The 11465-nt window shown below is 35.9% G+C and carries 5 protein-coding genes and 1 pseudogene; 1 reads left to right on the top strand and 5 read right to left on the bottom strand.

The annotated features are described in order from the left end of the window. Window positions 1-63 precede the first annotated feature (63 nt). Window positions 64-1575 carry a hypothetical protein gene (locus tag A2290_03305; protein OGC15282.1) on the top strand — a complete coding sequence of 504 codons (1512 nt, stop codon included), beginning with the start codon at window positions 64-66 and terminating at the stop codon, window positions 1573-1575. A 13-nt stretch (window positions 1576-1588) separates the two neighbouring features. On the opposite strand, the gene A2290_03310 is transcribed toward A2290_03305, so the two are convergent. The 5 genes and pseudogenes from A2290_03310 to A2290_03330 all read right to left on the bottom strand — a co-directional run bounded on the left by A2290_03310 (window position 1589) and on the right by A2290_03330 (window position 11465). Then, window positions 1589-2188 carry a hypothetical protein gene (locus A2290_03310; protein ID OGC15283.1) on the bottom strand — a complete coding sequence of 200 codons (600 nt, stop codon included), beginning with the start codon at window positions 2186-2188 and terminating at the stop codon, window positions 1589-1591. Between the two features lie 87 nt (window positions 2189-2275). Then, window positions 2276-3523, bottom strand: coding sequence for a hypothetical protein (locus A2290_03315; protein OGC15284.1), 1248 nt, complete (start codon window positions 3521-3523; stop codon window positions 2276-2278). A gap of 3 nt (window positions 3524-3526) precedes the next feature. Next, a complete protein-coding gene (locus tag A2290_03320) occupies window positions 3527-4780 on the bottom strand; it encodes a hypothetical protein (GenBank protein ID OGC15285.1) in 1254 nt (417 codons plus the stop codon). A gap of 244 nt (window positions 4781-5024) precedes the next feature. After that, a complete protein-coding gene (locus tag A2290_03325) occupies window positions 5025-5993 on the bottom strand; it encodes a hypothetical protein (GenBank protein ID OGC15286.1) in 969 nt (322 codons plus the stop codon). Between the two features lie 120 nt (window positions 5994-6113). Beyond that, window positions 6114-11465: pseudogene (locus A2290_03330) on the bottom strand (hypothetical protein).

The following is an 11465-nucleotide window of genomic DNA, read 5'->3' on the forward strand; positions in this document are numbered from 1 at the left end:
TGGTTATTGATTCTGACGTGAACCCCGATTATCCTAATCGGGGTTGATATAGGAGTGAATTTATTGAAAGTTTCTACGGGTTATAAAAAACCACCAATGTTAGTAGTTTTAGCAGGAGGGTTGGGCAGCAGGCTTGCACCTATTACAATTTGTGAAAAATCTTCCCAAAAAATAAGCGGAACAAGAATCTACAATTCTAACGCTTTTCCCAAACCCCTTCTCCCTCTTGGAGGAATGATTCCTCTTATGCAACCTCTTATAGATACAATAAAAAGTGAATGTGAAATTGATCGCACAGCAATGGTGCTTATGTATATGCCGGAAGATTTTAGGCAATATTATGGAAATTCTGTTGAATATTTTTGGGATCATCAAGTAGAAAGAAATGTTAATCTTGATACAGCTGGTTGTATTTTAGAGGGATGGAATAGTGATATAAGAGGAAGTTTAGATATACCCGCTAATTACATAATACCCTCCGGAGATATAAGGGCTAAAATAAATACTAGAGAGATGTATGACTTGCATGTTAAAAACAACGCCTTGGCTACTATCGCTCTTGCACCTGTGCAATGGCATGAAGTTGGAAGGTTTGGAACTGTTGTAAGGGAAGGAGACATAAGGGATATAAATACTGACAGGTTTAGTCTGTATCTTGGACAAAAATTCTCTAGAATTCTTGAGTTTAAAGAAAAGACCCCTCACTCTCCAAGTAATTTAAATAATGCGTCAATATATATTATCAGCAAAAGATTGTTTGATTTAATAGTGGACGATGTGGATTTTCTTATAGATGATTCATTTCCACACAGGCCAAATGAGATTAAATTATCCGAAGGCAGACGTAAAAGATTGGGAGTTTTTTCTTCTTATCTAAAAGGAGAAGGGCTAATAAAGAAAGGGCAAGTCAACCCGAATTTTTCTGATTGGGGGAGACATATATTTCCAGATATCATAGAACGTCCACAAATTTATGGACAACAGGAAGCAAATGATCCCGAAGGGTTATACGGGTTTGTTTTTGACGGTTTGTGGTCGGATGACGGAACAAAACTTGCTCTTTGGCGCTCAAATATGGAATTACTTGCAGGAATGGGTGGAGTTTTTGGGAATTCTGATTTTTCATGGTGGCCCAAACCTGAAAATATAATAAAAGGTAACAATGGTTTGCCTGTATGGTATGGAAATAATGTGAAAATATCAAAATCATCAACATTACTAGGACCAACAATTATCGGAGATAATGTTACTATTGAAGACAATTCAATAGTAGCCTCTTCCGTCATAGGTTCAGGATGGACTATCGCTTACGGCTCAGAAATAACATCAAGCGCTCTATACCCTGATCGTAAATTTTTAGGGCTTGTGGCAGATAACAGACATTTAGAATATAGTGTAAAGAATAAACAGATATATGGTTCTTTAATTGGAAGCGGATTCCCAAAAAATGGCTCTGTTTTTTTAGTTCCCAATAGCGGAGCCAAATTTAGTTTTTCTGATGGAATTGCAAGAATTGAAAAAGGTGTTATTGTTGCAACAGACTCCATGTTAATAATAGACGGTTTCATTCAATAATCCATACATATTTTCATCCAAAATGTCTTACGCTATAAGGCCCTCCCCTTCTTTGCGGCAGTTTCTTTATACTTATAACCTCCCCTTCTTTTGCTGCACCTGATTTTTGTTTTCTTGCATATTCTGCCATTCCATGTATTTTAATTTGCTTGTCTGTAAAAGATAAAATCTTTTCGGCCAATTGTGTTTGCGTTTCTAAAACTGCGCTTAAATCAATTTTTTTTGATAAATGAAAGTCAATCAATACAGTATAATTATCTCTTGGATCTTTTGTATATTCTAAAAGAAAAGAACCTAAAAAAGATAAAAGGGTAGAAATATGCTCAGTTTTAAATAAGTTGGTTGTCACTATTGTAAATTCAGGGACATCTTTACCAAAAGCTACATCAAAATATCTAATTAATACTTTTATTAACTGGTTCTTGCTTAAATTGTTCTCAAAATGATTTTTAAAGGCATTAGCTTCATTTAAAGTTCTCGGGAATGAAAGAGGTTGGGGATTAGCAGAATCAATATGCTTTACCCAATATCCGCTTCTTTTCGGGGGATTTGTACTATTTGTTGCTTTTATTATAGCCATATAAATTGTTTTCTTCGCTAGATAAAACTTCAACCATTTGAACCCCGATTATGATAATCGGGGTGAAGTCTATCTAATTTAAGATCATGTATTTTAACAGATTATTTCATATGATAATAATCAAAAGAAGGTTAAATAGAGCATGATACATGATATGATAGTAAATCCGCTAATTGTAAGCCATGCAATAAAATTATTGATGGGTCCATTGATATATTGCTGCATTAATTTTTTATCATTTATTAATTTAAGAACTACAATAAAAATTATAGGCAATAATAAAGTATTTAAAGCCTGCGATACTACAATAACTAGTATCATTGGAAATTTTGGGAACAACACAAATATAGAGCTTAAAATAAGACAAAACATCATTATGGAATAGAAAATTGGAGCTTCAAAAAAAGAGGCCTTAACTTTTCTCTCCGTGCCCAAAACTTCTGTTAAAGTATAGGCTGTTCCCATGGAGATAACGCTCGCACCCAATAATGAAGCATTTAGCAATCCCCACGCAAAAAGATGCTTTGATAAAGGTCCCAACAATGGTTTTATTGCAAGTGCGGCATCAAGGGCGGTTCTTATATGAATGCCTTTTGTAAAAAGAGTTGCCGCGGCAGAAATCATAATAAAATAAGCAACAAAATCCGTCCAAAATGAACCCATAAAGACATCAAGTTTTGCTGACTGTAAATATTTTTTGGGTGTTCCTTTATCAACGAAATAAGATTGGATGAAAAATTGTCCCCATACTGTTAAAGTTGTCCCGATTAGAGCTGTCATTGTGAATATATAATCTCTATTTAATTGAACTGTTGGGATTAGACTTCCCTGTATCATCGCGTGCAAATCAGGTTTTGCTATGAAACCATTTATTATGTAGCAGAAAAACAACACAGCAGATGTCATAAAAATGTTTTGTACAAAATTAAAACTTCCTTTTATAATCACATATAAAATCAAAAAAACAAATAGTGGAACAAAAATAAGCCGTGGTACATGATAAATATCAGCAACGGAAGCAATCCCAGCAACATTAGCTAAAATATTAGCAAAGTTGACCAAAAAAACCAAAGAAATAAGAGAGACCGCAAAAGGCAAACCAAAACGTTCTCGAATAAGATCCCCTAACCCCTTTCCTGTAACAATTCCCAACCTTGCCCCCATCTCTTGTGTTATATAAAGCATAAATGTAATAACAATTAAAAGCCACAACATCTGATAACCATAATGCGCGCCCGCAACAGAATAAGTTGCAATGCCGCCGGCATCGTTATCTGCCGTACCTGTAATAATTCCGGGACCGACAACAGAAAAAAACATTAACCATTTTAATTTCCAAAATTTTATTTTTTTAAAAAAGTTATGCATAAATTATCCAAGCATTTGCCTTTTTCTTCTTGATACAGGAGGTAAAATAAAATCAACAACATCATCAACTGTTACAATTCCTAACATTTTATTGCTATCGTCAACAACCGGAACAGCTAATAAATTATATTTAGAAATTACGTGTGCCACTTCTCGTGCATCCGTTTCCGCTTTTGTTGTAATTGGGGTTTTAATCATGATTGTTGAAATTATTACATCTGAAGCATTTATAATTAAACTGCGAAGGCTTAAAACACCAATTAACTTTTCATCATTGTCTACAACATATAAATAATAAATAGTTTCAGCTGAAGGACCTTTATCTCTTAAGTAATTTATAGTCTCTTCCACAGTATAAGTTTGAGGCAAAGCGATAAATTCAGTAGTCATAAGCCCTCCAGCTGTTTCATCCCCATGCCTTAAAAGTTTCCTTATTTCCAAGGATTTTTTAGGTTTTATAAGCCTTAAGAACTCTTCACATTTTTCAGAAGAGACATCACCTAGTATATCCGCAGCTTCATCTATAGGCATTTTTTCAAGTATTCTTAAAGCCTTCTTGGTATCTATTGTTTGCACTATCATAGCTCCAATGTGAGGTTCAAGCTCATGCAAAGATTCGGAAGCTGTTTGTTCATCTAAAGAATCAAATATAGCGGTCTTTTCGGCAGAATGCACCTGGCTTATTATTTGCGCTATATCCGCAGGATGAAGTTCTGCTGTTCTGTGATGAGGAATTGTAATTAATCCTTTAGAAGTTCCGGTTTTTAATGATTCAACATGATCCCAACCTATCAAATTTTCCGAAAGTTTTTTGCCGAAAATCGTAAATACCCAGGATATAAATTTTTCCAGTCCAATCCTTCTAAAAAAACCTGAAAACCCTATATCAGCGGCAATAAGCCTGATATCTTGTTGAACCAAAGCAAGCTTAAGGTCATTCACCCTAATTACTCGAGCGCCATCTATATCTACAATTTGTTTATCTACCACATTTTCAAACAATTTAACTTCCTCGGGCCTATGTGAAGTAAAAGTTAAGCGATCTTTTACATATTTAGTTGCTACAAATTTTTTGCCTATAAGTTCAACTTCAGATAATAACAAAACAACTTCTTTGTTATCAATTTTCTTTTTAATTAAAAGGCTTATAACTCTGGGGAATTTATCTCCCAAAACAACAAAAACATCTTTTACCCCTCCGACAGGTTCCTGTAACCGATCGACAACAGGAATCCCTATTAATTCGGATAAATACATCTCTGTAAACAAAACCATGATAAAATTAATTATAACATATTTTAAAACATTAAAATTTAACCCCGATTATTCATAGACGAACAGAATTTTAGCAGAGTGTTGGAAATTTTCCCAGGTATGAACCCCGATTTTCTAATCGGGGTTCATACTTAGATAAAGAAAAATCGGCTTTATGGGACTGTTGCAAAATGTTAAATTTCTGTGTGACATTTCGCAACAGGGCATTTATAGGTCTTCTGATGGTTTACCATTTTCCTATAAGTGATATTCTATGTACATTTTCCATACTTAGAGACGTTTGGCCAACATACGCATAATCCAGTTGAGTGGTAAAATATTCATTGTTTTTTGCTGAAAATCCAATCCCGCCCGTAAAGGATGAGGTTTCCAGCCAGCCCATTCTTAGCGCTAAAAGATTATTTTTCCATTCATAACCAAACGACAGTTCTGCAGGATATTTTCGGGATATTTTCTGAGAAAGATCAAACGCAAAAATAGATCCTTCAGGTAAAATGTTTAAATTTTCTAAAGCTATTCCCAGTTTTAATTTGGGGATGCTTTTTTCTGTTGTGCCTGTCCCCCATTTTTGTTCGTTTAAAAGATCTTCTAGTGTAAAGCCTATTTTTCCTATATTTTTACTATCGCTTATTAATTTATAAAGAAGTCCGGGCGTTACAGAAAATCCAGTAGCTTGCCCCTGGTTTACCGATGTCATATCAGACGTTAAATACTTGGCTGTTAATCCAACGCCAAAGCTGTTTGTTAATGGCAATCCGTAAGACAAAAGATAAACATTACTAAAATAGGAAAAAATATTGGTAGTTATCACTTCATTAAAGGCGTCAGTCGTCGTCGTTTGTGTAATATCTCCCAAAGAAATTTGTATCCATGAAAGGCCCAGCGCGCCTTTTAAAAAAGGTGTTACATAGCTTATATAATAGTGATCCGCATCTGTGGACATTCGTGTTTGCATTGATTGTAATTCGCTTGTTGTAATAAACGATAATCCTGCCGGATTATAATAAGAGGCATCAGAGTTGTCAGAAATTGCAGTAAAAGCGCATCCCATCCCAAGAGGCCGTGCGCCGACTTTTGCCGACAACACATCGATGTCCACGCCTCCCACTTCCGCCACAGACCCAACCGTTAACAGTGTACAGTTTACAGTGTACAGTAAAAACAAAAAGACAAAATACTTTAAAAATAATTTCATAAAACAAAACCCCTTTTTATGTTTACAGTTTACTGTTTACCGTGTACAGTAAAAACACAAATACAAAAAAACTTGCAAACAAATTTTATTGATTTACTGTAAACTGTACACTCTCTTTATTTACTTGAGCAGCGCAATTTTCCCTCTTCCCGACACTGATTGACCATTTAAGGTTGCTAGTACTTCAAACGGATAAATCCCGTTTATAACCATATCTCCTCTTGCGTTGCGACCGTCCCAAGGAACATCATTATACTTTTGCCAAATATTTGAAGCTTCTCCATATGGCAATCCGTCTAGTTCGACAACAAGCCTGCCTGTAATATCATAAATTCTGATACAAACATCATCGACATCCTTTCCAAGTTTGTATCTAATTTTTGTGCTTTCTTTGTTAGGATTAAACGGATTTGGATAATTTGTAATACCAGCCAATGTTAATGGGGGATCAACTTCAAAAGACCGGATATCAGAAGAAGCTTCTGTTGTTGTATTGGAGTCTGACACAACTTTCCAATACCATATCCCGCGAGAAAGGCCCTCATCAAATTCATGAATAGAGTAAGCAATTATAGGATCAGAAGTATTAATAGGAGTAGCCTCTGTTTGCGTAATAATTTTATCAAACGATCTTGAAGATATTTCAAGCAGGTTTGGCATTTGGCTTAAAATCAATTTATAATTTTTTCTCCCTTTAATCCCCTGCCATTTGAAAGTAGGGCGAAGGGTTGTAACTATTGCACCGTCGTCAGGCGCAAGTAGAATTGGCTTTGTATTTTGCGCCAAAGCTTCGATAGATGAGATGAGTTTTACGTTATTTAAAGATGATGCTGTTACTGTCCCGTTAACGGAAGCAAAGTTTGATGGGATTTTTTGGAAGTAGATTTGATTTGCTCCGCTTCTTGTATCTTGCCATGATATGTAAGCATTGTTATATTGATCAACACAAATTGCTGGATTATATCCTGACTGTCCAATCAAAATGGATGGAGAATTATTTCTTTTATAATAAATATTACCATCGCTTGCCCAAACTGAATGTTGCCCTGATGAAGTTGGGCCTGTTGTATAAGAATCTACTGTCAGAGGGGATGATGTAGCAGCTTCTTCTATGTTATCTTCATATTCGGGAGGACAAGTTTTTTGATATTCAAACAATTTAAAATCACTATATTCAATTCCTAAAGAAGCATAAGAAGTAGCAGCACTAGAACTGTACGCATCTTTTATAGAAATATAAAAAGTGTATTCCCCCTTGCTTAAAGAAACAGTTTCGTTTAAATTGTAAGAAGAAGTAGTCATATCTCCTGTCTCCCAAATGTTATTGTATTGATTATAAGAATAGAAAACCCCATTCACTAGTGAATTATTTCCCTGAACAAAAGCATAAGAAAATGCTGCATAAAGATTTTTTTCATATACATTTATCCCAGCAGAATTTTTTATGATATACCAAACTTCTCCACATTGAGGGGGAACCATTCCTACCTCCAGATAACCACTCATATTTAATTTGATTTGCTGGTCAGAATCAATATAAACAGTTAAGCTTTTATCGATAAAAAACTCAGAAAATGAAAGGTTAGAAAAACTTTCTGTTTTTGATTGAATATCATTTCCATTTATCCAACTTAAAATTAAATTATTTCCACTTATTGTTAGAGAAGGACTCTCTCCAACTTCAATATACTGATCATCCTGTAAACTTGTGTCACAAGTCGTATTGCTCGAAAAATTTCCTACACTATCACTTGCCGTTATCTTTAAGCGATAATTTCCTTCGTTGACATAATCTCCCGCGTTATTCATTCCTGTCCAATTAATAGAATAACTTGGATAACTTCCTGAAACAGGTAAATCTTTTATGAGTGTCCCGTCTGTTGTCTTTTCGATCCGTGCCGTTACTGCACCTATTCCAGAACCACCGCTATTATTTACACTAAAGCTCAACGATAATGAATTTAAATATGGATTAAAAGTTTTATCCTCTGGCGGCGTAATACTCGGCGCCGTAATATCCCTCCAATAGTCCTTTTGCGTTGATTGAATATTCCCCGCCTCATCCCATCCTTTTACATACAAGGTTCTCATTCCCTCCCCGGGATGAGAGGTAGTTCCTGTAGCCGAAGTATTGCATCCTGTTGAATCGTCTGTCGGCATACTATCCCAACTCCATTTAAAACCTTTATAGCTTAAATTATCTGCCAATGAAACTGTGATAGCATTGTTTCCACTATACCAAACGTCCGGGGCTTGCCCTCCAAATGAGATCGTAGGAGCAGTAACATCTCTTTTATAGACTCTCGACTCTTCATATTTATTACCCGCCCAATCCCATGCTTTAAGATAAAGAGTCCTTTCTCCCTCCCCTGGATGATTATTTGTCCCTGTGGTTGATAAAATACACTCTGACGTATCATCTGAGGGAGGTGTATCCCAATTCCATTTAAAACCTTTTAAATTAATATCGCTCAAATTTATATTTATCGCATTGTTCCCTGTATACCAAGTATTAGCCGCCTGTCCGCTCCATAAAACATCAACATTATCTGTATCTAAAATAACGAAAGAAGAATACTCACCATAATTCCCTGCATTATCAACAAATTGCACATAAACTCGCTTCTCTCCATCGCCCGCCGTCAAATTCCACGACTTGGTAGAAGCTAAACTCTCCCAGTTATTCCAATTTGTGCCATCATTACTAAATCTCATCGTGTCTTCTATTCCGCTTAACATATCCGAATAGGTTAATGCAAGCGTAACCGAAGAAGAATTAATGTAATACTTGCCGCTATTGTAATTGGCAGAAGAAAATGTAACTTCTCCTGAAGGCTCTGTCCTGTCAACAATCGCTTCTCCCGCTACCTCAACATAATTTTCTGCAACATCCTTCACGTAAATTTTATAGGTATATTTTCCATCCTTATCTATCCCCTGGTTGCTCCACACATTGCTGTAAGAAGCATTGGAGGGCAGAGTTGCTGTTGATTGCAAACTTCCTGTCGCAACCCCATCGTTTGAAATATCGATATCCACTTCAACTGTGTTTAGATTATCATTCACTGAATATGAAAGAAGGGTAGAATCCTTCACCCCTGAACCGTCTGGAGAAAAATAATACTCGCTTAAAATATTTTCAGAAACAGAAGGGAGAGTGTTATCCACCATCACTGTTTTTGAAAATAAATTATTGTAGGCATTGTTGGCTGCAAAATCCTTTACATCTACTTCTATTCTATATATTCCATTTTCTGCAATCTTCATCCCTCCTCCTTCGTCCTCTCGTCCATCACGCATTCCATCCCATATAACATAGGTATCAACAGATGACTCTACAGGCTGATCTTTGATAATTGTCCTTATTAAATTATTTGATGAATCGTAAACTCTTACCGTATAAGTTCCAATTTTTTTAACAACCCCATCAAGCCAGAGCATGTCGTCAGGAAGTGACATTGCCGTAATTCTTTCCGGAGGATCGGATTGTCCCGGAGTCAATCCAATCCTTACCCTAAACCAAAACCTTGTCGTTTTATTAACTCCATTTCCATTTGGACCAAAGTAATAAGGATCAGGATTTATTCCAACGCTTTCCGGCTCCATCACATATAAAACATTGTTCTGTATCCAAACGGTTCCTCCATATTTGTATTCGGTAACATTCCCTGCTTTGTCTTTTACTTCTACTATAAAGGCATACTTGCCGGAATCGGCAAACCCGTCGCTGTTTGCATCATAAACCGCAACTGATGTTCTGCCATCCCAAATGTTATTATGAGCTCCGCTTTCCATCCAGGTTCCGGATATTAAAGTCGCAACTCTTTTTGATTCGACAAAATCATTTTTTATGTAGCTTTTCTGTTCATCATCAACTTTATATACTTTTACCGTCACATATCCATATTCAGTCGTTTCATAGCGGAGAGTTGTGGAATTTTTTCCATCCTCAGGGTTCGCGTTTGTAGAAAAAGGACTTGGGCTTGCGATTAAATCTGTCCCTGCCTCAGGATCTGCTATTATTACCGTCGGGCTTGTTAAATCGATTACAAAACTTTCTGCGGAAGAATTTGTTTCTATCTCTCCCAAATTGTCGGCATCATCATACCCAGATATTGATATTGCCGCATTCCCGTCACTATCAATGCCAGTAACAATATATTCCGACTTGTATTCATACGGTACACTGTAAACCGTACACTGGACACTATTCGCAGCCTTTCCGTTTATTTTAACCTCAGGATCATATTTTAATCTTTCAGAGCCTTGAAAAGTCATCTCAACCTTGGAACCCTCTTTTCCATATTTGCTAAAATCAGGATTATTGACAGTCGATGAAATATTTAAAAAAACAGGTTTTATGGTATCAACAATTAAATTATTAAATGCTTCTACGGTTGCATTAAGAGCCTTATCTTTTGTATAAATCTTAACTTCACATGTGCCATCATTTGCACCATTTGCGCTTGAGAAAACAGAATATGTGGCAGAACACTTCCCCCCAACTATCGACCATTGACCGGTTGAAATAACTGTTTGCTTTGCTGCGTTATATTGAGTAACCTCAAGCGTTGGCGCTGATTTCAAACCTTCTGAAACATTAAAATTGATGGCCAAAACTCCCGCTTTAATCGGGTTTTGTGAGTAGGATAAATTTGATATCAGTGGAGTTGTTTTATCTATTACAAGTGAATTATTGAAAGTTTGCAAAGTGATATTGCCCGTCAAATCAGTTGTATTGATAGAAACAACTTTTACTCCATCACTATCTGATCCTGAAACTACATAATAGTAAGAATAATCTATCCTGCTGTCTGAATAGGATGTTTTAGTATCTTTAATTGCAAGATTATTATCAACAAGAACAATTGGATCATTTAAAAGTTGCTCTGAAACTGAAAAATCAATCAGTACTTTACTTCCAAGTTTCGCGTAGGCAACCGCATCAACTCCCCTTCTATTCTCCTCGACATCTATATTTACATTTGTTATCGATGGAGAAAAAGTATCTATTGATAATAAACTTCCGTTTTGATATGTTGAATTATTCCCTGCTTCATCTTGAACAAATATTTGCACAAGGGCATCTCCCTGTGCATCGATTGTAGTCACATTATATTTATAAAAATACCGGTTACCGGTTACTGTAAACTGGTTACTAATATTCCCATTTATTTTTACAATAGGATCTGATTCAAGGCTCTCTGATGCTGTAAAACTGATCTCTACAGTTCCTACTTTCGACAACTGAGGAGAAATTTCAAGATCTGAAATAACTGGCGCTATTGTGTCTATCATTAATAGTGAGCCTGACTCATATGTTGCCACATTCCTAGCTAGATCTTTAAGACTTATTAAAAGATTTGCAGTCCCTTGAGCCTCATCCTCTTTTACAGAATAGGTATACTCATATTTAACAACACTACCGACTATAGACGTTCCTTTGGTCGCTAAATTACCATTTATCTTGAC

It is taken from the genome of candidate division WOR-1 bacterium RIFOXYB2_FULL_36_35 (genome assembly GCA_001771505.1).
In the GTDB taxonomy this organism is placed as follows: domain Bacteria; phylum Margulisbacteria; class WOR-1; order XYC2-FULL-46-14; family XYC2-FULL-37-10; genus XYB2-FULL-36-35.

Excerpts from the sequence above, each read along its gene's own strand:
- A2290_03315 (OGC15284.1), bottom strand. The coding sequence starts at position 3,523 with ATGCATAACTTTTTTAAAAAAATAAAATTTTGGAAATTAAAATGGTTA.
- A2290_03320 (OGC15285.1), bottom strand. The coding sequence starts at position 4,780 with ATGTATTTATCCGAATTAATAGGGATTCCTGTTGTCGATCGGTTACAG.
- A2290_03325 (OGC15286.1), bottom strand. The coding sequence starts at position 5,993 with ATGAAATTATTTTTAAAGTATTTTGTCTTTTTGTTTTTACTGTACACT.